28 protein-coding genes and 1 pseudogene are annotated in these 21,473 nt (G+C 49.5%); 21 read left to right on the plus strand and 8 right to left on the minus strand.

Features of this window, described 5'->3' with window-relative positions; all coding sequences use genetic code 11:
* Positions 1 to 11 precede the first annotated feature (11 nt).
* Positions 12 to 1,430, minus strand: coding sequence for a serine protease (locus TK45_RS06000; protein WP_131257736.1), 1,419 nt, complete (start codon positions 1,428 to 1,430; stop codon positions 12 to 14).
* Complete coding sequence (locus TK45_RS06005) at positions 1,415 to 2,056, minus strand: hypothetical protein (protein WP_131257737.1); 642 nt, start codon at positions 2,054 to 2,056, stop codon at positions 1,415 to 1,417. Before TK45_RS06005 ends, TK45_RS06000 begins: the two co-directional genes overlap by 16 nt.
* Positions 2,057 to 2,202: 146 nt before the next feature.
* Between TK45_RS06005 and TK45_RS06010 the strand changes: the two genes are divergently transcribed.
* From TK45_RS06010 to groL, 4 genes are all read left to right on the plus strand, one after another.
* Complete coding sequence (locus tag TK45_RS06010; protein WP_131257738.1) at positions 2,203 to 2,670, plus strand: FxsA family protein; 468 nt, start codon at positions 2,203 to 2,205, stop codon at positions 2,668 to 2,670.
* Between the two features lie 6 nt (positions 2,671 to 2,676).
* On the plus strand, positions 2,677 to 3,264 hold the full coding sequence (locus tag TK45_RS06015) for a DUF502 domain-containing protein (protein WP_131257739.1): 588 nt from the start codon (positions 2,677 to 2,679) through the stop codon (positions 3,262 to 3,264).
* A 160-nt stretch (positions 3,265 to 3,424) separates the two neighbouring features.
* Positions 3,425 to 3,718 (plus strand): co-chaperone GroES, encoded by a 294-nt coding sequence (locus TK45_RS06020; protein WP_131257740.1) that lies wholly within the window; start codon positions 3,425 to 3,427, stop codon positions 3,716 to 3,718.
* Positions 3,719 to 3,750: 32 nt separating this feature from the next.
* Positions 3,751 to 5,385, plus strand: a complete 1,635-nt coding sequence (gene groL, locus TK45_RS06025) for a chaperonin GroEL (protein ID WP_131257741.1) — start codon at positions 3,751 to 3,753, stop codon at positions 5,383 to 5,385.
* A 246-nt stretch (positions 5,386 to 5,631) separates the two neighbouring features.
* Here the strand turns inward: groL and TK45_RS06030 are convergent, their stop codons facing one another.
* The gene (locus TK45_RS06030; RefSeq protein ID WP_131257742.1) at positions 5,632 to 6,543 is read right to left on the minus strand and encodes a hypothetical protein; all 912 of its coding nucleotides are present in this window, start codon (positions 6,541 to 6,543) and stop codon (positions 5,632 to 5,634) included.
* Positions 6,544 to 6,674: 131 nt separating this feature from the next.
* A pseudogene (locus TK45_RS16460) lies at positions 6,675 to 6,746 on the minus strand (hypothetical protein); the annotation flags it as partial.
* Between the two features lie 277 nt (positions 6,747 to 7,023).
* Here TK45_RS16460 and TK45_RS06040 point away from each other — a divergent pair.
* The 7 genes from TK45_RS06040 (at position 7,024) to TK45_RS06070 (ending at position 11,819) form a co-directional block, all read left to right on the plus strand.
* A complete protein-coding gene (locus tag TK45_RS06040) occupies positions 7,024 to 7,377 on the plus strand; it encodes an antibiotic biosynthesis monooxygenase (RefSeq protein ID WP_131257743.1) in 354 nt (117 codons plus the stop codon).
* A 45-nt stretch (positions 7,378 to 7,422) separates the two neighbouring features.
* A complete protein-coding gene (locus TK45_RS06045; protein ID WP_131257744.1) occupies positions 7,423 to 7,737 on the plus strand; it encodes a helix-hairpin-helix domain-containing protein in 315 nt (104 codons plus the stop codon).
* Positions 7,734 to 8,228, plus strand: a complete 495-nt coding sequence (locus tag TK45_RS06050; RefSeq protein WP_371414261.1) for a GNAT family N-acetyltransferase — start codon at positions 7,734 to 7,736, stop codon at positions 8,226 to 8,228. Before TK45_RS06045 ends, TK45_RS06050 begins: the two co-directional genes overlap by 4 nt.
* Positions 8,229 to 8,277: 49 nt before the next feature.
* The gene (locus tag TK45_RS06055) at positions 8,278 to 9,042 is read left to right on the plus strand and encodes an alpha/beta hydrolase (protein WP_131257745.1); all 765 of its coding nucleotides are present in this window, start codon (positions 8,278 to 8,280) and stop codon (positions 9,040 to 9,042) included.
* A 62-nt stretch (positions 9,043 to 9,104) separates the two neighbouring features.
* Positions 9,105 to 9,791, plus strand: coding sequence for a hypothetical protein (locus TK45_RS06060; RefSeq protein WP_131257746.1), 687 nt, complete (start codon positions 9,105 to 9,107; stop codon positions 9,789 to 9,791).
* A 103-nt stretch (positions 9,792 to 9,894) separates the two neighbouring features.
* Positions 9,895 to 10,299: a GFA family protein gene (locus TK45_RS06065; protein ID WP_131257747.1), complete on the plus strand. Its 405-nt coding sequence runs from the start codon at positions 9,895 to 9,897 to the stop codon at positions 10,297 to 10,299.
* A gap of 101 nt (positions 10,300 to 10,400) precedes the next feature.
* On the plus strand, positions 10,401 to 11,819 hold the full coding sequence (locus TK45_RS06070) for a DUF1996 domain-containing protein (RefSeq protein ID WP_217350810.1): 1,419 nt from the start codon (positions 10,401 to 10,403) through the stop codon (positions 11,817 to 11,819).
* Here the strand turns inward: TK45_RS06070 and TK45_RS06075 are convergent.
* Positions 11,790 to 12,311: a hypothetical protein gene (locus TK45_RS06075; RefSeq protein ID WP_217350811.1), complete on the minus strand. Its 522-nt coding sequence runs from the start codon at positions 12,309 to 12,311 to the stop codon at positions 11,790 to 11,792. The genes TK45_RS06070 and TK45_RS06075 overlap by 30 nt on opposite strands.
* A gap of 211 nt (positions 12,312 to 12,522) precedes the next feature.
* Between TK45_RS06075 and TK45_RS06080 the strand changes: the two genes are divergently transcribed.
* Positions 12,523 to 13,038, plus strand: a complete 516-nt coding sequence (locus TK45_RS06080) for a lipocalin family protein (protein WP_131257748.1) — start codon at positions 12,523 to 12,525, stop codon at positions 13,036 to 13,038.
* Positions 13,039 to 13,048: 10 nt separating this feature from the next.
* On the opposite strand, the gene TK45_RS06085 is transcribed toward TK45_RS06080, so the two are convergent.
* The gene (locus TK45_RS06085; RefSeq protein WP_131257749.1) at positions 13,049 to 14,356 is read right to left on the minus strand and encodes a DUF2254 domain-containing protein; all 1,308 of its coding nucleotides are present in this window, start codon (positions 14,354 to 14,356) and stop codon (positions 13,049 to 13,051) included.
* A 76-nt stretch (positions 14,357 to 14,432) separates the two neighbouring features.
* Here TK45_RS06085 and TK45_RS06090 point away from each other — a divergent pair, with 76 nt between their 5' ends.
* The 5 genes from TK45_RS06090 (at position 14,433) to TK45_RS06110 (ending at position 17,257) form a co-directional block, all read left to right on the plus strand.
* Positions 14,433 to 14,975 (plus strand): isochorismatase family protein, encoded by a 543-nt coding sequence (locus tag TK45_RS06090; protein WP_131257750.1) that lies wholly within the window; start codon positions 14,433 to 14,435, stop codon positions 14,973 to 14,975.
* Positions 14,972 to 15,412, plus strand: a complete 441-nt coding sequence (locus TK45_RS06095; RefSeq protein ID WP_131257751.1) for a CPCC family cysteine-rich protein — start codon at positions 14,972 to 14,974, stop codon at positions 15,410 to 15,412. The genes TK45_RS06090 and TK45_RS06095 overlap by 4 nt, the downstream gene beginning before the upstream one ends.
* Positions 15,409 to 15,888 carry a YbaK/EbsC family protein gene (locus TK45_RS06100; protein WP_131257752.1) on the plus strand — a complete coding sequence of 160 codons (480 nt, stop codon included), beginning with the start codon at positions 15,409 to 15,411 and terminating at the stop codon, positions 15,886 to 15,888. Before TK45_RS06095 ends, TK45_RS06100 begins: the two co-directional genes overlap by 4 nt.
* Before the next feature lie 83 nt (positions 15,889 to 15,971).
* Entirely contained in the window at positions 15,972 to 16,343 is a 372-nt protein-coding gene (locus tag TK45_RS06105; protein WP_131257753.1) for a hypothetical protein, read from the plus strand.
* Positions 16,343 to 17,257 (plus strand): glyoxylate/hydroxypyruvate reductase A, encoded by a 915-nt coding sequence (locus tag TK45_RS06110; protein ID WP_131257754.1) that lies wholly within the window; start codon positions 16,343 to 16,345, stop codon positions 17,255 to 17,257. Before TK45_RS06105 ends, TK45_RS06110 begins: the two co-directional genes overlap by 1 nt.
* Positions 17,258 to 17,262: 5 nt before the next feature.
* Here TK45_RS06110 and fre read toward each other — a convergent pair whose 3' ends face one another.
* Together fre and ubiD are read right to left on the minus strand one after the other, a co-directional pair.
* Entirely contained in the window at positions 17,263 to 17,958 is a 696-nt protein-coding gene (gene fre, locus TK45_RS06115; protein WP_131257755.1) for an NAD(P)H-flavin reductase, read from the minus strand.
* A gap of 11 nt (positions 17,959 to 17,969) precedes the next feature.
* On the minus strand, positions 17,970 to 19,445 hold the full coding sequence (gene ubiD / locus TK45_RS06120) for a 4-hydroxy-3-polyprenylbenzoate decarboxylase (protein ID WP_131257756.1): 1,476 nt from the start codon (positions 19,443 to 19,445) through the stop codon (positions 17,970 to 17,972).
* Positions 19,446 to 19,551: 106 nt separating this feature from the next.
* Here ubiD and TK45_RS06125 point away from each other — a divergent pair, with 106 nt between their 5' ends.
* The 4 genes from TK45_RS06125 (at position 19,552) to TK45_RS06140 (ending at position 21,433) form a co-directional block, all read left to right on the plus strand.
* A complete protein-coding gene (locus tag TK45_RS06125) occupies positions 19,552 to 20,037 on the plus strand; it encodes a DUF1579 domain-containing protein (RefSeq protein ID WP_131257757.1) in 486 nt (161 codons plus the stop codon).
* A gap of 177 nt (positions 20,038 to 20,214) precedes the next feature.
* Positions 20,215 to 20,451 carry a TIGR02647 family protein gene (locus tag TK45_RS06130; protein ID WP_131257758.1) on the plus strand — a complete coding sequence of 79 codons (237 nt, stop codon included), beginning with the start codon at positions 20,215 to 20,217 and terminating at the stop codon, positions 20,449 to 20,451.
* A gap of 2 nt (positions 20,452 to 20,453) precedes the next feature.
* Positions 20,454 to 20,795 (plus strand): DUF2750 domain-containing protein, encoded by a 342-nt coding sequence (locus TK45_RS06135; RefSeq protein WP_131257759.1) that lies wholly within the window; start codon positions 20,454 to 20,456, stop codon positions 20,793 to 20,795.
* Between the two features lie 188 nt (positions 20,796 to 20,983).
* Positions 20,984 to 21,433: a hypothetical protein gene (locus tag TK45_RS06140; RefSeq protein WP_131257760.1), complete on the plus strand. Its 450-nt coding sequence runs from the start codon at positions 20,984 to 20,986 to the stop codon at positions 21,431 to 21,433.
* Positions 21,434 to 21,473 lie beyond the last annotated feature (40 nt).

Here is a 21,473-nt window from a genome sequence, read left to right on the forward strand (position 1 = left end):
GGATAACGAGATTAAAACTGACTGGGCGGAATAGTGGCAAACAACACGGCTAACACGAGATGCGCCCAGTTCCGGTTCTGGGTGATCAGTGTCTGGCAATAGGGATCCACATAACCCTGGCTACAAAGCATTTCGGCTGCCAATACGTCGGGCGTTTTAGTCATATCTACCGCTGCGACCGCTAGTAATGTATCGTCGTTGGCTGCCAGTGTTTCAAAGTAATAGCGTTCCGATTGCCATTGAAATCCGTCGTGCACATGGCGGAAAAACGCCTTGCGGTTAATCAGTACGTCACCAAATTGATAGGGTTCCAGATAACTCCAGTTTGGGTCCAGTTGTGCAGTGGAGGTATCGTCCAGTTCCAGCAATTCATTTTCAAACTGATTGCTTTTGTCATTGAGGTCCATGATGCCGTTGCCTCGAAATACCTTGTACACCATCAGGTTGCGGCCATCCTCAAGCGTTGCCGCGGTATAGCCCTCTACCTGTGTCATAGTTGCCCCACTTGGCACCACGATGATGCCGCCGGATGCGTCATCTTGGTAGATGTCGAACATAAATCCGGCTGGGTTAAATGCCTGAAATACATCCGCTAATTGCGCCAGCCCTAGTTGGTCATCGGCTGTTTCTGCCAGTTCCGCAAAGCTGCGGCTGCGCAACTTTATCAGGGTTTGTCCGGCCACCTTCACGGTATCAATACTGACATCCAGATCGGCGGAAAACAGTTCGTTGATGCCATTGCCCCCGGGTGTCTTGCTGATAGTCGAGGCCGCGAGTTTATCAAGCTGTTTGGATGGAATGCCCCAGCAAATGCCCACTGCACCGTGCTCCAGCCCACCGTTGACTACCCCCACCACATGGCCGTTGTGATCGACAATCGGCCCACCGGACAAGCCGGGTACCAGGTTGCCCTCCAGATTCACAATGGGCTCAGTAACACTGGGGTAATCAACAATTTTTGCCAGTACCTTTGGCGGCACGATGGACACCAGTTGGTTGCCACCAAAGCGAACTTTCACCTCGGTGCTGCTTTGCCCGGCAATGTTCATGGGGAAACCGACGGCATCCAGTTGTTGTTTGATGGCCGGTAAACTGGTTTGTACCGTCAGCGGTGTGCGGGGCTGCGGATTGCTTAATTGCAATAACACCAGATCCGCTTCTTTGAACACCTTGATGACTGTGGCGGCGCTGCTGGCCGAGATTTGCCCGTGTTCATTAACATAACTGACCGTGATCGGGCCTTTGCCATCGATAACATGCAGGGCGGTGACAACATGGTGTTTATCCTGCCAGATAAACCCACTGGCGGCACTGCTGGTGGTTTCAATCTTTACAATCGAAGGGCTTACCTGACGCAGAATATGTTCAGGTACCTGAGCTTGAAGTAATGGGCTTAACAGCGTGAGTAAGGGGATTAGTCGTCGGTACATATCAGATCCACCATTTGGGTTAACAGTGAGCGTTGTTGTGCCTCGGATTCAGTACCGCGAATCAGGGTTTCAGTCAGTTCGGCTAATTTTGTTTGTTCAACATTCCGGTAGTAATCGGCGGCTGCCTGTAAGGTGGCAAAACGCCGCGGTGGGAGTTTTTCGCACAGTTCGGCACTGACACCAAACAATACGGAATCTTGCGCGGTCGGTGCAGGCTTGGCGGCTGCTGACGAAGCGGGTACACCAGCCCGCTGCTTGACTAACTGGTTCACGTCCGGCTCGCTAAGCCCCGCAGCGAGCAACTCCATTTTATAGTCCAGCAAGGTTGGTGCGGGCGGGGACAGCCAGTTGTGCGTGCGGATCAGCATGCCGGTGAACAATCCGGCAATACACGCCACACCAAACATGCCTGCGCGCATCCCGGTTAACAGAGTGCGTTGCTGTTGTTGTCGCAGACTTTCTTGCTCACCATTTTTTTCCGGTAGCTTAACGCCAAGTAATGAGGCCAGTAGCGCGGTAACTGCACCGACCAACATGCCGACCACAGGGGACGCGGATAAACCGACTAACAAACCGATGAGTAAACCAATGCCAAGACTGGCGAATAGTTGAGAGAAGACCAGCACAAGACGTTTCCCTGTATTGCTGAATACTCTGAGCATAGCTGGCGCACGGGAATCTGCTTAGTCGCGCGATTAAAAGTCGCCCATGGTATGCTTGTACCCGGACGAATGATCCCCATTTAACCAGTTTGCAATCAAAGGATGCCGACGTGGGAAAACTGTTTTTTTTATTTGTGTTGATGCCTATTGCTGAAATTTCCCTGTTACTTAATGTGGGGGAGCGTATTGGTGGCTGGAATACCGTGGCACTGGTGATCTTAACCGCCGCGGCGGGGGCGTATCTGGTGCGTCAGCAGGGCATTGAAACCTTTTTCACCGCGCAGCAAAAGATGCAGCAGGGGCAGCTGCCCGGACAGGAAATGGCAGAAGGCTTACTGTTGGTTGTCGCCGGCGTGCTGCTGGTGACACCGGGATTTATTACCGATGGTATTGGCTTCTTACTGGCGTTCCCGCTGAGTCGTAAATACTTTGTCAAAGCGCTTATGGCGCGGATGGTGGTGCAAACGGTCCGCCACGGCCAGCCTCATCAAAGCAACCCATTCAATCAAGCGCCAACGCAGGATGGCGATGTGTTCGAAGGCGAATATCGTCGCACCGACCACAATAAACTGGATTAAAACACTATGCGTAAACTGGCCAATTTGGTCTTAACTGGCTTGCTGACAGTCCTGCCAGTCGCCCTGACTCTATGGGTGCTGTTCTGGGCATTTTCTTCGCTGGAGTCTTTGGTTGGGCCGTTTATTCCTGCCCATTGGTATTTCCCCGGTGCGGGAATCTTAACCGGACTGGCACTATTGGTCGCCGTGGGCCTGCTGGTGCATGGCTTCGCGTTTCGTTTACTTATCAACCTTAGCGACCGATTGCTGGAAAAGATCCCGTTGGTGAAGTCCCTCTATGCGGCGCTACAGGATGTGGCGACCTTGTTTAATCAAAACAAGCACGCCAATTTGAATAAAGCCGTGATGGTCGAAATCAGCGAAGGTATGCAGTTAATTGGCTTTATCACCAATGAAGAGGTGGGCAAAACCTTATTGGGTAATGAGGATGTAGTGGCGGTGTACATGCCATTCAGTTACCAGATAGGTGGCTATACCCTGTATGTGTCGCGCAGCAAGTTGACCCCGCTGGATATTCCGGTCGAACAGGCGATGCGTATGGCGATTACCGGCAGTGGCCCGGGTAAGGCTAAAAAATCAAACAAGCTCAAATAGTTAGAATTTTTTATAAAAAAATTTATTCCCACACTTGAACTAAGGCTGTTAACCCCCATCTTGGCAGGCAGCAAAGTTTTGAGGTGGTGTGAATCCACGCCACCTTGCCCAATTCCCGCGATGCGGGGCAGTAAAACTGTAATTTTCAGGAGAGATGAAAATGGCAATTCGTCCGTTACATGATCGCGTTATCGTTAAGCGCCAGGAGCAGGAAACTAAATCTGCTGGTGGCATCGTTTTAACTGGCTCTGCAGCCGAAAAATCTACTCGCGGTAAAGTGCTAGCAGTAGGTAATGGCCGCGTGCTGGAAAACGGTAACGTGAAACCGTTAGACGTAAAAGTAGGTGACATCGTGATTTTCAACGATGGCTACGGTGTAAAAACCGAAAAGCTGGACGGTGAAGACGTCCTGATCATGAGCGAAAGCGACATTCTCGCCATCGTTGAAGCCTAATTAGTCAAACGAATCTCAAGAGGAAATCAATTATGTCAGCAAAAGAAGTACGTTTTGGTGATGACGCCCGCACAAAGATGCTGAAAGGCGTAAACATCCTGGCCAACGCTGTAAAAGTTACCCTGGGCCCTAAAGGCCGTAACGTGGTACTGGATAAGTCATTCGGTTCACCGACTATCACTAAAGATGGTGTGTCTGTTGCCAAAGAAATCGAGCTGGAAGACAAGTTCGAAAACATGGGCGCACAGATGGTTAAAGAAGTTGCGTCTAAAGCCAACGATGAAGCGGGTGACGGTACTACTACTGCAACCGTACTGGCACAGGCCATCATCGTAGAAGGTCTGAAGTCTGTGGCTGCGGGTATGAACCCGATGGATCTGAAGCGCGGTATCGATAAAGCGGTTATTGCAGCCGTGGCTGAACTGAAAGCACTGTCAGTACCTTGTGCTGATAGCAAAGCGATCGCGCAGGTAGGTACCATCTCTGCCAACTCTGACTCTGAAATTGGCGAAATCATTGCCAATGCAATGGAGAAAGTAGGTAAAGAAGGCGTAATTACCGTTGAAGAAGGTCAGGCGCTGCAGAACGAGCTGGATGTTGTAGAAGGTATGCAGTTCGACCGTGGTTACCTGTCTCCGTACTTCATTAATAATCAGGAAAATGGCACCGTTGAGCTGGATAATCCATTCATCCTGTTGGTTGACAAGAAAATTTCAAACATCCGCGAATTACTGCCAGTACTGGAAGGCGTAGCCAAAGCCGGTAAGCCACTGGTTATTATCGCAGAAGACGTTGAAGGCGAAGCGTTGGCAACCCTGGTTGTGAACAACATGCGCGGTATCGTGAAAACGGCTGCGGTGAAAGCCCCAGGTTTCGGTGACCGTCGTAAAGCTATGCTGCAAGACATCGCTGTATTGACTGGTGGTACGGTTATTTCTGAAGAAATCGGTCTGGAGCTTGAAAAAGCTCAGCTGGAAGACTTAGGTACTGCTAAGCGTGTTGTTATCAACAAAGACAACACCACTATCGTTGATGGCGCTGGTGAAGAAGACGCGATTAAAGGCCGTTGTGCGCAAATCAAAGGTCAGATTGAAGAATCAACCTCTGATTACGACAAAGAAAAACTGCAGGAGCGTCTGGCGAAACTGTCTGGTGGTGTAGCAGTAATCAAAGTCGGCGCTGCGACCGAAGTAGAAATGAAAGAGAAGAAAGACCGCGTAGAAGACGCCCTGCACGCTACCCGTGCTGCGGTTGAAGAAGGCGTGGTTGCTGGTGGTGGTGTAGCACTGGTACGTGCTGCCTCTAAACTGGTTGACCTGACCGGTGACAACGAAGACCAGACTCACGGTATCAAACTGGCTCTGCGTGCGATGGAAGCGCCTCTGCGTCAAATCGCGTCTAACGCCGGTGCTGAAGCATCTGTTGTTGTAAACGCGGTTAAAGGTGGTGAAGGTAACTTCGGTTACAACGCGGGTAACGACACCTACGGTGACATGCTGGAAATGGGTATCCTGGATCCAACTAAAGTAACCCGTAGTGCGCTGCAATTCGCTGCGTCTATCGCTTCTTTGATGATTACTACTGAAGCCATGGTTGCAGAAATTCCTAAAGAAGCACCAGCTGCCCCGGATATGGGTGGTATGGGCGGAATGGGCGGCATGATGTAAGCCACCAACCAAAGAGCTAGTCTTTAAAAATCAATGATTTACGCGGCATGCGTAGTCAATAGTAGACAGAAATGTAGACACTTTTGAAGACACTCTGAAGTACTAAAAGAAGGCGTTGGGTTAACACTCAGCGCCTTTTTTAATGCAAGCTCTTTGTATACGGAGGTTCAGTAATTAGGTCGACGTTTAAGTTGCACGAAGGCTATTTTTTCATGACTTACTTCGATTCTAGATCAAAGGTTAGCATTAGTGATTTAGGCTACTTGTCACAACCCATTTCCTAAGGTTTGAGATATTCTTATTTTTTTTATAAAGCGCTAATCTCATGTCGTCCCACTCTAACATCAGTGGAAGCCTTTCAAGCACCTCTAAGGTCTCAGTACCATTCGTAAAATGAATTGCCTCAATGCCAAAGTTATCTTCCTCTTTGGCAGGTTTATATTTGTCGATAACATCTGAAATCATGCTTCTAGCTATGGTGAGGTTTTGGTTTGTTAACTCTCTTGCTCTAGAGTGAATTTGATTGAGTGCGGCAATATACACTCTAGTAGCCTCAGATATATTCACCTCATCTGGCATATCGTTATATACCCCTTTTTTGAACGCGCTATCTCCGCTAAGTTTTGATTTCATGGCTGATATCAAAATTCTATACTCTAATTCAGAATCAGGTTCATTGATTGATGTCCATTTTCCATTGTAGCTAATTTTGTGTATAGCTAAGCCTCTATGTTGCACAAAGTTGCGAATAGCTTCCATAAAGCGATATTCAAATATTGAATCGTACATCGAAGCCATTAGGGTTTTGATTTCGGTCTTAGCAAATTCGCTATCTTCTGCACATGCTCCCACATGTTGACGAATTTGATCTACATAAAGTCGTGCAGATGTTAGGAGGTTTACAAAACGAGTGTTTAAAGTCAGCCTAGTTTGGAAACTTCTTTCATAAATAAAATCTGATCTCATCATATAGTCTGTCATTTGATTGAGGCATTCTTTCTCAAAATCTAAATAGTTAGAAATTAGGATTTCATATTTTTCTTCCATTGCAAGTCCAGAAGACAGGGTCTCTTTAGCATTTTTTAACTCGACATATTCTTTTTGTGTTATTTTTTCCTCAAGCGGACTATTTAAGCTCCAACGTTTAATTGAATACATTGTCTTCCCTATTGTATTGAAATGTAGCGATATTAACTGAACCTATACTCAATACGCCCTCATTAATGAAAATTCAACAAAAGAGGGCGATTATTAATTTATTTTGTAAACATATAAACTTGCATATTGAGTCACGATAACGCTTCAGTCGCTAGGCTATCTGCAAGTTCATTCCTAACGATACCGTCATGTCCTCGCACCCAGACAACGTTAACCGGATATTAATGCGCTCACTGTTTCGCTCATGTAGGATTAACTACGCGACGCGCACAACGCCTTGTCAGACCGCAATTTCCCGACGTAAAAATACGTTCAAATCCAAATTAGAAAACCCGGCTTCGGCCGGGTTTTTTATTGCTGCCACATCATTAGTTACGTTTGGGATCTACATAGTTGATGTGGCCGCAAGTATTCTGTTTTACTTTGCACTGACTGGCACAATAGTGTGGTGTCAGAAGGATGAACAAGGGAGAGGGACGCATGCAGCACATCAGTGTGATTAATACGATTACCGTACCTGCCGGTATGGAACAGATGGCCGAAGACATTCGTCATGATTACGTGGCGTATTTTAGCCAGCAGGCGGGCTTTGTCAGTTCCACCTTTTATCGCGCGCTGCAGCGGGAGCCGGACGGCGCTATTCGCTACATCAACACTGTGGTGTGGCAATCCATCGAACATTTTCAGCAGGTGGTGAATGCCGGTTTCGACAATGCTGAGGGCGAAAACCGCGACGGACGCAAAGTGTTGGGCAAGGGGTTTCCGGCGCCAATTAGCGTCTCACCGGGGCAGTATGTCATCATCGATGAAACCCTCGGCGACAATCTGCTATAACCAATCGCCGCTAATGTCATTCAGCCAGGCAAGTTAAGGAATATCATGCATCCGGATAAAGTGGTTCGTGACACCACCCGCAAGCTCACCGACCTGCCTAATATAGGAAAGGCAGGGGCAGCAGATCTGGTCTTATTGGGTATCAACAGCCCACAGGATTTGCTCGGGCGAGATCCTTACCAGATGTATGAACAGCTATGTGTAATAACAAGGCAGCGCCACGACCCCTGTGTCATCGATGTGTTTATTTCCGTTACCCGCTTTATGCACGGTGAAGCACCAAAAGTTTGGTGGGAATATACCGAGGAGCGCAAAAATGCCTTGTTAGGTAACGAAAAAGAATCTAGTGAGCAAAGATGACGATGGATATACAGGTGACTCAGGCGGACTACAACAACGAGCGCCATCGGCAACATATTCCACTGCTGCTAAATGCATACGCTTGCGACCCGATGGGCGGTGGCACGCCCTTAACCGAACAGGTCATGCAGAATCTGGTAACACGACTTCAGGCCTTACCTCATGCATTCAGCGTACTTGCTTATGTGAATGGTGAGCCAGCAGGGCTGGCTAATTGCTTTGAAGGATTCTCAACATTTGCGTGTAAGCCTTTGATTAACATCCACGATATTTGTGTGCGTGCAGAATTCCGTGGGCTGGGTGTGAGCCAAAAATTGCTGGCGAAAGTCGAAGAGCTGGCCCGTCAACGAGAGTGCTGCAAGATCACGCTGGAGGTCCTGAGTAATAATCATGTGGCTAAATCTGCCTATCAAAAGTATGGCTTTGCCGGGTATGAACTGGATCCTACGGCTGGTAGCGCCGTGTTCTGGCAAAAGTCATTAACGTATTGATTTTTATGATATATTCCGAGCGTTAATGTTACTGCATGGAATGTCTTCGATGGGACTGCTAAATTTTTTCCGGTGTTGTCTGCTTGCGTGGGTTTTATATCCCGCCATAGGTACGGCCACAACCCTGTTTGATGCCAGTCGCCAACGACAAATCCCCATCGAATTATATTATCCGGCGAATGCGAATGACTGTTTGGCAACGCATCCATGCCCGGTGGCCTTGCTCAGCGCCGGCTATGGCGTGGCCCATACCGAGTACCGCTTTGTGGCTGAGGTGCTGAACCGGGCCGGGTATCTGGTCGTCGCCATTGGCCACGAATTAGCCCAGGATCCTCCCCTGTCCGTGCAGGGTAATTTATTTGAGACCCGTCGTGAAAACTGGCAGCGCGGAGCGGTAACGCTGGAGTTTGTGCAGCAAGCACTGCAAACCCAACTGCCCGGCTTTGATTTTTCCCGTCTGACTCTGGTTGGCCACTCCAATGGCGGCGATATATCTGCCTGGTTCGCCAACGCGCATCCCGAACTGGTGAGTGCCCTGATTACACTGGATCACCGACGTGTACCGTTGCCACGAAATAAAAATATCAGGGTGTTATCGATACGCGCCAGCGACTTCCCGGCCGATGAGGGTGTGTTGCTGAGTGAGTCGGAGAAAGCCCGATTTGATGCCTGTGTGCTTACCATAGCCGGTGCTAAACATAACGAACTGACCGATCAGGGCCCACTTTGGCTCAAAGAGCATATTGCGCAGGTTGTGTCGGGGTCACTGCGCAATCTTAACTGTGTACAACTCCAGTCACTTGGCACTCAGTAGTCATCTTGTGATGCCACAGCGCTATACTCCCTGCTAAGGATGTAAAAACGGGAGCGGTGAAAATGAGCAAAATATTGCGTTCGTTCGTCCTGCTAATGTTGCTGTTTTCTTTATTGGGTTGTGGTGGCGAAGAGGGTACCGAGGCAGAGCCGCCGAAGGTTTGTACCCAAACGAGTATCTATTATTGCCCCAGCTCCGCCTTTACTGATCCGTTTGGTATTTCTTTCACACTGGCGTGGTATAGCGGCCAGTGCACTCGTGAAGTGGTGTGTGCAGATGACCCTAACTTGCCTGCTGTAGATCCTGCCAATGGCATCATTGATGATAATTTTATTGCGGCAAACTGGACGACCAGCAGCCTGACAGATAAAGAGCCCAACTCCACATTTGATCAAGCTCAGCCATTTATTTTGCGTGCCAGTTCTGGTGTATTGATTCGGGGCTCACTGGATGCAAACACTGATCAGGCCGATATGTACGCGTTTATTGTGGATGGTGATGCGTCCATTCTTATTTATCTGTGTGAAACCCCGGATGATTGTTTGCAACCCTGGTACCAGGGAGATCAAATGTATTTAGCGCTCTACGATCACAACCGGGTGTTGCTCGATACTACTGCTGTGCCTGAGGCCAACGGCCATGTGTTTAGCCGCCCCTATCTGATCCCTGGCGAACAATATTTTATTGCTGTTCATGCCAGCACACAGCTAACTGGCACGCTGGAATATAAGCTGGTTGTGACTGACTAAAGCGGCGCGATGTGAATAATGTTGGATCAATGCGGACATGCCTGTTGATGCGTGGCATTCTATCCATATATGTAAGCGATTGATAAAATAGAGAAAAATCTAAATGTACAGTGGAAGTTGTTTATGCGGTTCACTCACCTATACGCTGCAAGGTGCGATTAGCAATATTATTCACTGCCACTGCTCGCTTTGCCGCAAAGCGACCGGTAGTGCCTATGCCACCAATGGCTTTATTCAGGCTCAAGATTTTGCCCTGACAGACAAGCAAAACACGCTAACATTTTTTGAAAGCAAAGCTGGCACGCGTAAGTACTTCTGTCGTCACTGTGGCACGCCCATTTACAGCGCCAATCCCAACTCTCCGGAGCGTTATCGTTTGCGTATCGGCAGTCTCGATAGTGATATTTGCGAACGCCCCATGTCACATAATTTCGTCACGTCCAAAGCCAACTGGGAAGAGCTTGACGCTGATTTACCTCACTATGTCGCTCACGAACCCGGTCGCTGATTGACCTTTACAGAACATTTACATTGCATTGACCGCAACTGACATATCTCTTTTTACACTTAACGGCACAGGTTGTTTGATGTTGAATAAGAGAGACAGAAATGATGTCAGGTCAATACAGACTATGCGGACTTTTAACCGTCATTTACCTTGCTGGATGTGCAGGTGAGGATACCCAAAGTGCCATCAAAGACAGCGCCGGCGACACACTTCTTGCCGCCCCAACTTTTGTTGACGTACCCGGGACGCAGACCCAGCAAGCCTATGTACGCTTTGGGTTTAGCTCCATCCACACAAATCAGTTCGAGTGCCAATTGGACGATGAGTCTCCCTATCTGTGCAACAGTCCTGAATTGATATATCCGCTGGAAAAAGGTCCCCATTCGTTTACTGTGCGAGCTGTCGACGATAACGGCGTAGCCGGGCAAGGGCAGGAGTATCAGTGGTCGGTAGACGATGTGTTTGTCGGTCAGGTACCTGAGGATGTAATCGTCACAGGCATTCATCCTGAACCAGCCGACCCATTGAGCTGGCGCGGCATTTTCAGGATAAATTGTGACTTTTCCCATGGTGCATATAACGATCCCATTGTGTTTCCTAATCAGAGTAATGCAGCGCATCTGCACCACTTTTATGGCAACACATTAACCGACGAAAATAGCACGACGGAGACGCTTTTTACCCTCGGTGAGTCCAGTTGTCAGGGGAATTTTCTCAATCGTTCTGCCTATTGGGTGCCAGCCCTGCTTGCGCCTGATTATGATCCGATATCAGGTGATCGGGTTATTGACTCACAGGGCGAACCGGCATGGAAAGCGGTACCTGCCGTTGTGGGCAACGATGAGGAAGCACATGAGATTTTTTATTATTCGGCGGGCGTGTCTGATCTTTCATCGATTCAGCCCATTCCCGTCGGCTTAAAAATGATTGCCGGTGACCACATGGGTAAGCCGGGCAATGAACAGGATACTGCTATCGTGCGATGGCACTGTCAGTCCTGGGAGTCCAATGACGCTACCAATCCACGCTGGAGTAGCAGTATCCCTGAATGTGTCGCGCCAGACCGTGTCAGAATGGATGTGTTTTTCCCCAGTTGTTGGAATGGAGCAGACCTGGATTCAGCAGATCACAAAAGTCATATGGCATACCCGGTGAGCGAGGGAGGCGACAGGACACTGACCTGCCCCTCTTCCCATCCAATCCCGCTGGTCCGCGTTAGTTTTCACTATGCATTTGGTGTTAAACCGGATGTTTATGAGCCGGTCACGCAAAGTAGCAAAGGTTGGCGATTTGCGTCTGATTCCTACCAGGTTGACGAGCTTAATCCCGGTGGAATGTCATTACACGGAGACTGGTTTAATGCCTGGCATCCGCAGATTATGCAGCAGATACTCGAAGGGTGTATTCGCCAGGGACTTGATTGTCACGATGGCAATCTTGCCAATGGATTCAGACTCAGCGGCACAAGACCGGGCATACAAACAGAACCATTAATTATCAACGAGGGCAGAGGGCACTGAGTTTTCCTGTGGCGGCTCAACATAGCAGCGTTGAGCTGATGCCACTCCCTTGAGAAATGCTCTACGAACATTGCCGGCTAATATGGCGCGCTTTACCAGATCTGAGTGACGCTGTGCACCGGTCAATTTCCGAATCCAACTGCGGAAAGGAATGATATCGGATGCCGTGCGTTTTACCGCATCCACTGAAGCTTGCGCCAGTGTGTCAGAGCCCTTGTTGAGCAAGCTATCGTCTTTGACACCCTTCGGCGCGTCGAAATCTGCAGGCAGCAATAAATCTAATTCACGGATTTCGCTGAAAATACTCACACACATTAAGTCGTTTGGCAGGAAATAAGGGTTATCGCAGGCTTGCACTAAGGGTGCCGGAATCTCCTGACGAACGATGTTGAGATCAGTCAATGGGGTGCCTGCCGCGTCCTGCAGAGCTTGCTGACGAGATGCGCAGCCAGCAGCAAAAACGATGATGAGATAGCTGAAAAATACCCGCACGAATGTCACTTCCTGTTGTTTTTAATTGTTGGTTGCTCTGCCAGTTTATCAAAACCAGCACTGCCATTATGCAGGCGTCAGCATATCGCAACGCCGTAACCCAATGAAATACGGTTATTTTGTTTAATTGGTGGCAAATTTGTTGGGAGGCAGTAAATCTAATGGCGGGTCGTTAACGTATGAGTTCATCAAATTAATAAAGGAGGTCATGATGCGCCAACTTTGCATAGCGATTGGATTAATCTTGTTGTCAGCCTGTACCGGCGTGCCCGAGGGGATCAAGCCGGTCTCGCCATTTAATCTGGAGCGCTATTTAGGCACCTGGTATGAAATCGCCCGCATGCCCCATAGTTTTGAGGATGGCCTGAATCAGGTGACGGCCAATTACAGTCTGCGCGAAGATGGTGGTGTAAAAGTCATTAACCGTGGTTATGACACCGATGCCGGAAAATGGCAGCAGGCGGAAGGTAAAGCGTATTTTGTGGAGGATAACCAAATTGGCCATTTGAAAGTGTCTTTCTTTGGTCCGTTCTATGGTGCTTATGTGGTGTTTGAACTGGATCACCTGAACTATCAGTATGCCTTCGTATCTGGTCCGGATCGGGAATACTTGTGGTTTCTGGCCCGCACGCCAACGGTTAGCCCCGAGTTGCTGGCGCATTTTCAGCAAACGGCTGCTGAGCTTGGTTTCGACACCAGCAAATTAATTTACTCGGAACAGCAGTAGCCCGCGCTGATTAGCGGGCTAGCGCGTAGGCTTCTTCAATATCGCGGCGGTCTTTGCCACAAAAGTCCTGTTGGTCCGTGAGCTGAAAAATGGCATCACAGTGGGCGCTGATAAGCGGCTGCACTGTGTCAGGCATGGCTTTCCTTAACGAGTACAGCGACTGTAACTGGTAAATTATCATTGCCACATGACAGACACTGGCCTGTCGAATCTGGTCATACGCGGTATTGATCACGCCTTCGAGGGTGAATGTCCGCCGTTTCAACCAGCTATTGGACTGGGTGTCTACGATGCTTTGGGCGGGAAATTCCAGTTGGCCGATGGCGGCACAGGCGCTGGTGAGCTTATCCAGGCACGCCATCGCACTGTAAGGGTCGTTAATGCCAGGGGACAGCGCGCGTAGTGCCAGTTCAACCAGCTGTGAAATCGCAAATTCCACATCCTGAATCGGCGTACGATTTGTGCCAACGCGAATCTGTTTGGCAAAGTCTGCCAGATGGGCATCACTTACTGGCAGATTGGCATGAATGGTCATCAGGCGATGGCCGGTAAAAATATGGTCACCACTGCGGGCAAACACTTCGATGCCTGCAATCAGGTCAGGGTGCGTCTGTAGCAGGCATTCATAATCTATATATTCCACGTAGCCACAATCGGCGGCAAACACAGCATGCTGAAATTCCGTCGGCTGAGGCAAGCTGTCTGCGATAACACGAATCGTTGATTTCGCCGCAGGCTGCGGAAATAAGTGATTGATATTGCCAATAAACTCGCGGTAGCTACGGTAAATTACCTGATCTGCCTGAATAAACCTGGCGATATGGTGCAGGAAGTAAATCATGCCGAATATATCGATGATCATTGCCAGCATGGCAGTGGCAACTAACAAGGAACGCGCGTCAGCAAATTCGGCGAAACTGTCCAGTTGATGGGTGGCAATCAGGCAAAACAAAAAGCTGGATAACAAAATACCCAGAATCCACTGTGTGCCCTTGTCCAGCATAAACGTGCGCAATAACCGTGGGCCAAATTGTGCCGAGGCCATAGTGAGCGCCACGATGGTCATGGAGAACGCGATGGATGTGGCGGTAATAATCGACGACGCCAGCGTCGAGAGCAGTTGCCGCGCGGCGTCCTGTTCAATCATCGGTGCGATGGTTTGCACCCAGTCAGGTAAGTCGGGGCGGTCAATCAGACTGATAAAAACGAATGCACTACTACAGGAAATTAGCATCAGACACACGGGAATAAACCAGTAGCTAGCGCGAAAACGTTCCCACTGATGGAGGATAAACTGTTGGCCGAACAGGTTTTTCATCACAAAGTCCTTGTGCTGGGCAAGTTGTATAGATAGAAGTAAAGTGATTGAAGGGCAAACGCAAGTGGAGATGCAAATGTTACAGGCAGCGAATTGTGGGGTGCTGGTAATTGATATTCAGGGGCGGCTGGCCGAGTTGGTGGTCAACAGCCATCAGGTGATTCAGCGCACCGCTACCCTGATTAAGGTCGCACAATTATTGGATTTACCGGTTATCACCGTCCAGCAAACACCAGAAAAGTTAGGTGAGACTGTCCCTGAGATTGCCAATCTGTTGTACGCCCCGATTTTTGCCAAGCATACCTTCAGCGCCTTGGGGGATGAGGAAATCCTGCATGCGATAAAGTCCAGTGGCATCACACAGTGGCTGGTGTGCGGGATTGAGACGCATATCTGTGTGTATCAGACGGTATCAGACTTACTTAAGCTGGGTAAAAAGGTGCAGTTGGTGAGTGATGTATGTTCCTCCCGGGAGTCCGCAAACCGTGATCTGGCGCTGGAAAAAATGCTACGTGCCGGTGCCGAATTAACCAGCGTGGAGATGGCCATCTATGAGCTGATAGGCGATAGTCATGCCCCGGTGTTCCGGCAGATATTACCGCTGGTAAAAGCGCTATGAGCATTGCGTGGTTAATTGAATATGCCAAATGGCGTGAAACCGCGCCGCGCGGGGTGAAAGTACGTGACCGTTTTCTGTGCCCCTGTTGTTTTATGCCAACCCTGACTCGCCGGGGCAGTTATGAGATTTGCGCCATCTGTTTTTGGGAAGATGATGGTCAGGACAATGAGGATGCAGATGTCTATCTGGGCGGGCCAAATCATGGGCTTACCCTGACTGAAGCGCGGCATAATTTTGATCGTTTCCGTACCATGTACCCGCCAGAGCATGCCCTGTATGCCGAACAAAAGGTGACTGAAACGCTGCGTCTGAGCCTTTATACCGTGATGAGCGAAGCGCTGACGAAAAATAGCAAACAAAGCTGGCAGGATATGCTGGCAGTGGAAAAGCAGTTCAATCGGAAAATGGCGACTTATCGCCGCAAAGGTACCTTATGAGTCAATTACCGGACGCCGCCTTGCGCGTACACGTTGCGTTGCATCAGGCAGGTATCGATAGCCAGATTCAGCAACTCGACGCGTCTACCCGCAGCGCGCAGGAAGCGGCGGATGCGTTGGGGTGCCGGGTCGAACATATTGCCAAATCATTGATCTTCAAAGATGAAAATACGCAAAAGGCGGTGATGTTGGTGGTCAGTGGCAGTCATCAGGTGGATATCGGCTATATGGCAACGCGTTATCAGTTGAATCTGGTCAAGGCGGATGCTGACTTCGTGCGCAAAACAACAGGATTTGCCATCGGCGGTGTCGCGCCGTGCGCCCATTTGACACCAGTTGCGCTTTATTTGGATGAAACGCTACAGCAATATCCGCTTATCTGGGCCGCGGCAGGAACACCTCACTGTGTGATGCCACTTTCTCCTGCGCAGTTAGCCAGCCTGACGGGTGGGCAATGGATTTCTGTCTGTTCTTAGGTGCGTTTGGGCGGGGTAGCGCTTGAGATTAGCGCCAAGTGCAGTAGAGTAATAACCATCATTACCGGGCCTTCGGGAATATTATGCAGGCTTTGCAATACCAGATAGACGTCGATACCGAGCAGAATCTGCTACGCGCCACTGTGCAGGGTTTATTGAACTCTCAGGACGTGATTGCTTTGTATCAGGTTTTTACCTTTATCGGTAACACCCATAAGATTACCCGTTTGTTACTGGATTTTTGCCAATCCGATTTGGCGTATTCATCGGCCAGCGTAGTAGACGTTTCTCACCGACTGGCTGACCTGATTAAAGACTTTAAAGTTGCAAGAGTGGTTAATAGTGAAGACTACCGTCAAACGATGATTGAGCAGGTATTCAGTCAGTTGGATGTGCAATTACGCAATTTTGAAGACCGCGACGCAGGTATAAGCTGGCTGTTGGATGAGAATTGATGCTTGCCATCGCCCGACATGACAATCGCTATCAGCCCTGGTTAAACGCTCTCACCCCGCATATCCCCGCCGCAGCTGTGCCAGACATTCAAAACCCTGATGAGGTTACTATGCTGCTGTGCTGGAAACCCGACGCCAATGTGTGCGCCCGGTTTCCTAATCTCAAAGCCATTTATAGCATGGGCGCTGGGGTCGATTTTTTGCTGCAAGATGAGACGATCCCTGACACGGTGGCAATCGGCAGGCTGGTGGAACCCACATTGGGACAAGCTATGTTTGAATACGCCCTGGCCACCACCTTGTATTTTACACGGGATCTGCATCATTACCGCCGGCAACAACAGCAGGCATTATGGCAACCACGCCGGCATAGTATGATGGCGAAAACCTCGGTGGGGGTAATGGGCTTAGGTGAGGTCGGTCGTGTTATTGCAGAGGGTTTTTCAGGTAATGGTTTTAATGTAAGTGGGTGGTCACATACCAGAAAAGGCATACCAAATGTAAGCTGTTTTGGCGCAACCGAACTGGAGCACTTTTTACCGCGCTGTCAGGTGTTGATCAATTGCCTGCCACTCACCCCAGTTACTGAAGGTATCCTCGAACGCCAGTTGTTTGCACAGTTACCACAAGGCGCGGTATTGATTAATGTGGGGCGTGGACCGCATCTGGTTGAAGCGGATTTACTCAGTGCACTTGCCAGTGGGCAGTTATCTGCCGCTGCGCTGGATGTGTTTAGTCAGGAGCCATTACCGGCCGGCCATCCATTCTGGCAGCATCCGGATATCTTGATCACTCCGCACTGCGCCAGTCTGACCGATATCAACGCGGTGGCGGCGCAGATCATTGAAAACTATCATGCGCTGATGAACAACCAGCCGCTTAAGCACCTGATTGATCGCCAGCGCGGCTATTAGCCTGTTCAGATAAACGCGTAGGCATCACCAAACAGATTGTCACTGAGCAGGCCTTTTTCACGGAAGGCTTCACGGGCTACCCCAGCCATTTCAAAGCGCCCGGCCACATAAACACGATATGGCTCGAGACTGGTGAAATCCGCTTCGACGGCTTCGTGTACCCGTCCTGTGCGGCCTTGCCAATCTGCGTCGGCAAACTCCACCACGGGAATGATCCGCAGGTGTTTGTGGGTGGTTTGTAGTGCCAGCAGATTTTCCATATCGTACAAATCAGCGGCGTGACGTACGCCCCAGTACAGGAAAACCGGCTCTTTGCCATTGTGTTTCAACAAACCTTGTAACACCGAATGCACATAGGAATAGCCGGTGCCGCCAGCCAGCAAAATGCTTGGCATGGTTTTGTCAGTGCGCAAATGGGCGTTGCCATGAGGTCCGTCGATGCTGCAACCCTGATTGCTTTTGATCGCTTCCAGCACCGCCCACGCATAGGCGTTGTCCGGCGTTGCGCCAATGTGTAATTCCAGCGTGTCATCGTCGGGGGTATTGGCAATGGAGAACGGGCGACGGTCGTCGGCACCCATCACAACCCGCAGGTATTGGCCGTGCATAAACGGCATCGGCGTTTCTGGCCGCAGTACGACTTTCTGCACGGCGTCAGTTAAGGGTTCCAGGTGTTGCAGTTTACAGCGTATTTCAGTCATCTGAGTTATTTCTATTGGTTATCCAGCAAGCCGAGGTCGTCCCAGATTGCGTCAATTCGTTGTTTAATTTCGTCCGACATCACGATCGGCTCACCCCATTCGCGATCTGTTTCACCCGGCCATTTATTGGTGGCATCCATCCCCATTTTAGAGCCCAGGCCAGATACTGGTGAGGCGAAGTCCAGGTAGTCAATCGGGGTATTTTCTATCAGCGCAGTATCCCGTGCAGGATCCATCCGCGTGGTAATTGCCCAGATTACATCTTGCCAATCCCGGGCATTCACATCGTCATCGCATACAATCACAAACTTGGTATACATAAACTGACGCAGGAAAGACCACACGCCCATCATCACGCGCTTGGCATGACCTGGATACTGTTTCTTCATGGTCACCACGGCGAGGCGATAGGAGCAGCCTTCCGGTGGCAGATAAAAATCCACGATTTCCGGGAATTGCTTCTGCAAAATCGGTACAAACACTTCATTCAGGGCCACACCCAGAATGGCAGGTTCATCCGGTGGCCGGCCAGTATAGGTGCTGTGGTAAATAGGCTGTTTACGATGGGTAATGTGGGTCACGGTAAATACCGGGAAATTATCCACTTCGTTGTAATAACCGGTGTGATCGCCGTACGGCCCTTCTGGCGCAGATTCGTCCTGAGCGATATACCCTTCCAACACGATTTCAGCGCTGGCAGGGACTTGTAAGTCATTGCTCACACACTGTACAACCTCTGTTTTATCGCCACGCAATAAGCCCGCGAAGGCATATTCGGATAATGTATCCGGAACGGGGGTAACCGCACCTAAGATAGTGGCTGGATCAGCGCCTAAGGCAACTGCGACAGGATAAGGTTGACCCGGATGTTGCTGGCACCACTCACGAAAATCCAGTGCGCCACCGCGGTGGGATAACCAGCGCATAATCAGTCTGTTCTTACCTAACAATTGCTGACGGTAAATCCCCAAATTCTGACGTGCTTTGTTAGGGCCGCGGGTAACCGTCAGACCCCAGGTAATCAGTGGTGCCACATCGCCTGGCCAGCAGGTTTGAATCGGCAATTGAGTCAGATCCACGTCGTCACCGCTTAACACCACTTCCTGACACGCGGCCTTTTTGACTACTTTCGGCGACATGTTGAGTACCTGTTTAAATACCGGCAGCTTTTCCCAGGCGTCTTTAAAGCCTTTTGGTGGCTCGGGTTCTTTCAACATCGCCAGCAGCTTACCCACTTCTCGCAGCGCTTCGACGGATTCCTGACCCATGCCCAACGCGACCCGTTCCGGCGTGCCGAATAAATTCGCCAGCACGGGCATGCTATGCCCTTTGGGATTCTCAAATAAAATTGCCGGGCCGCCGGCGCGCAAGGTGCGGTCAGAGATCTCGGTCATTTCCAGCACGGGATCGATTTCCTGCGTCACACGTTTCAGCAGGCCGCGTTTTTCTAACTGGCTAATAAAGTCGCGTAAGTCGTTGTATTTCATTGTTACCCATTGGTCGTGTCGTTGGGTTGCCCGGCGCAGGATATTCGCAGCGGGATAAACTGCCGCTAGTATACCTGTGACGCCCTGTTGATTCGAGGAAAGCTTGATGAAGCCATTGAGTAAGCTGCTGATAACCGGCCTGTTTTGTATATCGTCGGGTTCCTATGCCTGTGACGGTAATGCCCACGAGTTCGACTTTTGGTTAGGCAACTGGCAGGTGTTGGCCGGTGGGAAGGTGGTTGGCACCAATCGCATTGAGGCTGACCTGACGCATTGTGTGATCAAAGAAAGTTACGCCACCCCCACCGGATTCAAAGGATTGAGTGTGAACAGTTACGATGCGTCGCGTCAGGTATGGCATCAAACCTGGATTGATAATGCCGGTACGCTGTTGTTGCTGGAGGGTAAACTGGTTAACGGAGACATGGTGTTACAGGGCAGTGGCACCGACCAACAAGGCAATGCTGTTACCCACAAAATAAGATGGACGCCTAATCCGGATGGCAGCGTGCGCCAGCACTGGCAAAGTCGCCTGGCGGAACTAGGTGAGTGGCAGACGGTGTTTGATGGCCATTATGTGCCAATGCATTGAATTACAGGAAAAATTCTAAAATTATCAATTGTCTAATTTAGCCGGGTAGGCGTATTCTGACAGTCGTATCAGTGAAAACCCTATGGTTTGTTAACCGGTATTTTCTGCCCTCAGCAAGCCTGATTAACTGGTCTACACTGATTGTCGGATACCTATCCTAACCAGAAGGAACGCACCATGCAGTTACCTCAACACGTTGCCGACGAGCTCGGATTGTTACTGACTTTTCCTACCGATAGCCGTTTACAGGGCTTAAAAGTTCACCATGATGCCGATCCCGCGATGCTAGCGGCCTGTCAGCGCTTGTTTGATAAGGGCATAATAGACAAACCCGATGGTGGATACCTGACTGATCTGGGGCTGGACCTCAGTCATCATGCTCACCTTATTTTCAATGCGTTAAAGGAGCAGTAATTATGAACGCAGATGAAATTCAGAAAGTGCTGGCGATGAACGCCGACAAACGTGCCGAATATCATCACCAGTCTGTCACCGCCAATCGCGAAGTGTGGACCCTCATCGACGATGACGGTGCGGTATTGTTGGTGGATGAGGAACTGGACTGTGTGCCGGTGTGGCCGGCAGAAGTGTTTGTCAAAGAGTGGATTAACGAAGATTGGGCGCACTGCCGTCCGCATAAAATTTCGTTACAGGACTGGCAGCAAAAATGGTTACCCGGTTTGGCAGATGATGATTTGGACATCATCGTGTTTCCACTGCAACACGATGGTGGCGTCGTCGAATCCCCTCTAGCCTGATTACTTAATTTGAATAAAAACGCGCCAGATGGCGCGTTTTTTATTACTCGCGAAAGACTCAATACAAAATAATTTATACTCTCTACTTGCCAAAACTGTAACCCTAGGGTATCAATAGTAACCTAAGGGTTTCATTTGTAACCCTTAGGTTCAATATTTAACAATCGTTTTGACGTAAGGGAAAATTGATGAGCAAGGTAGATGCAGAAGTTGATTATTTAAAAAGTACCGGGCGCTTGAGTGTCACTCTCGGTTCATTTATTGCGCTTTATCGTTTGGATAAGTCCTCGGTGCTCCCGGATAACGCATGGTTTACCGCTTTGGGAATTGGTCTGTTGATGTATCTCATTTATGAAGTGGTGAAAAATCTTAAGCTTGTCGGGAAAATAAAAGCGAAAGCATTTTGGTTAGGTACCTTTGAAGATGAGTTTTCCCAACATGTCTATGATCTGGCGAACAGGGTGGGCCTGGGTATTCTTGGCTTTGTGATATTAGCATTTGCAATGTTGGATGATCTTTCATGGCTAATACCTCAGGGTATGAGCATCGCCGAATTCTGCCAAACATTGGCAGCGATCTGGTTCCTGAGTATGGGCATTACGATCGTAAAAGGAATGAGAGATACCGATGAAGATTAATCAATCTTATGCGCCATTATGGAAAAGGTTGGGGTAATTC

The sequence above is a fragment of the Bowmanella sp. JS7-9 genome (genome assembly GCF_004329715.1).
Taxonomy (GTDB): Bacteria; Pseudomonadota; Gammaproteobacteria; order Enterobacterales; family Alteromonadaceae; genus Pseudobowmanella; species Pseudobowmanella zhangzhouensis.

What these genes read in the sequence shown, in the direction of transcription:
- TK45_RS06000 (WP_131257736.1), bottom strand. Translation starts at nt 1,430, where the DNA reads ATGTACCGACGACTAATCCCCTTACTCACGCTGTTAAGCCCATTACTT.
- TK45_RS06015 (WP_131257739.1), top strand. Translation starts at nt 2,677, where the DNA reads ATGCGTAAACTGGCCAATTTGGTCTTAACTGGCTTGCTGACAGTCCTG.
- TK45_RS06020 (WP_131257740.1), top strand. Translation starts at nt 3,425, where the DNA reads ATGGCAATTCGTCCGTTACATGATCGCGTTATCGTTAAGCGCCAGGAG.
- groL (WP_131257741.1), top strand. Translation starts at nt 3,751, where the DNA reads ATGTCAGCAAAAGAAGTACGTTTTGGTGATGACGCCCGCACAAAGATG.
- TK45_RS06030 (WP_131257742.1), bottom strand. Translation starts at nt 6,543, where the DNA reads ATGTATTCAATTAAACGTTGGAGCTTAAATAGTCCGCTTGAGGAAAAA.
- TK45_RS06040 (WP_131257743.1), top strand. Translation starts at nt 7,024, where the DNA reads ATGCAGCACATCAGTGTGATTAATACGATTACCGTACCTGCCGGTATG.
- TK45_RS06045 (WP_131257744.1), top strand. Translation starts at nt 7,423, where the DNA reads ATGCATCCGGATAAAGTGGTTCGTGACACCACCCGCAAGCTCACCGAC.
- TK45_RS06050 (WP_371414261.1), top strand. Translation starts at nt 7,734, where the DNA reads ATGACGATGGATATACAGGTGACTCAGGCGGACTACAACAACGAGCGC.
- TK45_RS06055 (WP_131257745.1), top strand. Translation starts at nt 8,278, where the DNA reads ATGGGACTGCTAAATTTTTTCCGGTGTTGTCTGCTTGCGTGGGTTTTA.
- TK45_RS06060 (WP_131257746.1), top strand. Translation starts at nt 9,105, where the DNA reads ATGAGCAAAATATTGCGTTCGTTCGTCCTGCTAATGTTGCTGTTTTCT.
- TK45_RS06065 (WP_131257747.1), top strand. Translation starts at nt 9,895, where the DNA reads ATGTACAGTGGAAGTTGTTTATGCGGTTCACTCACCTATACGCTGCAA.
- TK45_RS06070 (WP_217350810.1), top strand. Translation starts at nt 10,401, where the DNA reads ATGATGTCAGGTCAATACAGACTATGCGGACTTTTAACCGTCATTTAC.
- TK45_RS06080 (WP_131257748.1), top strand. Translation starts at nt 12,523, where the DNA reads ATGCGCCAACTTTGCATAGCGATTGGATTAATCTTGTTGTCAGCCTGT.
- TK45_RS06085 (WP_131257749.1), bottom strand. Translation starts at nt 14,356, where the DNA reads ATGAAAAACCTGTTCGGCCAACAGTTTATCCTCCATCAGTGGGAACGT.
- TK45_RS06090 (WP_131257750.1), top strand. Translation starts at nt 14,433, where the DNA reads ATGTTACAGGCAGCGAATTGTGGGGTGCTGGTAATTGATATTCAGGGG.
- TK45_RS06095 (WP_131257751.1), top strand. Translation starts at nt 14,972, where the DNA reads ATGAGCATTGCGTGGTTAATTGAATATGCCAAATGGCGTGAAACCGCG.
- TK45_RS06100 (WP_131257752.1), top strand. Translation starts at nt 15,409, where the DNA reads ATGAGTCAATTACCGGACGCCGCCTTGCGCGTACACGTTGCGTTGCAT.
- TK45_RS06105 (WP_131257753.1), top strand. Translation starts at nt 15,972, where the DNA reads ATGCAGGCTTTGCAATACCAGATAGACGTCGATACCGAGCAGAATCTG.
- TK45_RS06110 (WP_131257754.1), top strand. Translation starts at nt 16,343, where the DNA reads ATGCTTGCCATCGCCCGACATGACAATCGCTATCAGCCCTGGTTAAAC.
- fre (WP_131257755.1), bottom strand. Translation starts at nt 17,958, where the DNA reads ATGACTGAAATACGCTGTAAACTGCAACACCTGGAACCCTTAACTGAC.
- ubiD (WP_131257756.1), bottom strand. Translation starts at nt 19,445, where the DNA reads ATGAAATACAACGACTTACGCGACTTTATTAGCCAGTTAGAAAAACGC.
- TK45_RS06125 (WP_131257757.1), top strand. Translation starts at nt 19,552, where the DNA reads ATGAAGCCATTGAGTAAGCTGCTGATAACCGGCCTGTTTTGTATATCG.
- TK45_RS06130 (WP_131257758.1), top strand. Translation starts at nt 20,215, where the DNA reads ATGCAGTTACCTCAACACGTTGCCGACGAGCTCGGATTGTTACTGACT.
- TK45_RS06135 (WP_131257759.1), top strand. Translation starts at nt 20,454, where the DNA reads ATGAACGCAGATGAAATTCAGAAAGTGCTGGCGATGAACGCCGACAAA.
- TK45_RS06140 (WP_131257760.1), top strand. Translation starts at nt 20,984, where the DNA reads ATGAGCAAGGTAGATGCAGAAGTTGATTATTTAAAAAGTACCGGGCGC.